Here is a 330-nt window from a genome sequence, read left to right as displayed (position 1 = left end):
AATGCGCAGTCGGTGTTCCATGAGCGGGTCGATATCGACAGTTGGGACGGTTCGAAGAACCTCGGCCTGCAGTTGTTCCGGGCCAACGATGTGCCGGACCTGAAGCTCGATCTCAAGCAGCAGTTCACCAGCATGCAGACCATTGCCGAGGCGCGGGAACCGGCGTTGGAGTGGCTCAAGGCCCAGCAGCAGAACCTGGGCGCGGGGGATTTCGACCGGTTCACGCGCCTGAATTCCCTGCACGATGAATTGCTCAAGTACAAGGAACAGAACCCGGCGAGTTCGCCTGCATTGATCGAACAACTGGTCAGTCGGGATTTTATCGACATG

At 58.2% G+C, this 330-nt stretch carries 1 protein-coding gene; it reads left to right on the top strand.

Annotation, left to right across the window (positions count from 1 at the left end):
* Window positions 1–330: hypothetical protein (locus HX773_RS25715; RefSeq protein WP_176973838.1), on the top strand; the 330-nt coding region annotated here is incomplete at both ends.

Origin of the sequence: Pantoea sp. B9002, from assembly GCF_013385945.1 — a bacterium.
Classification (GTDB): Bacteria; Pseudomonadota; Gammaproteobacteria; order Enterobacterales; family Enterobacteriaceae; genus Pantoea.
Note: the sequence above shows the minus strand (reverse complement) of the source record. Positions and strands in the feature narration are given on the sequence as shown.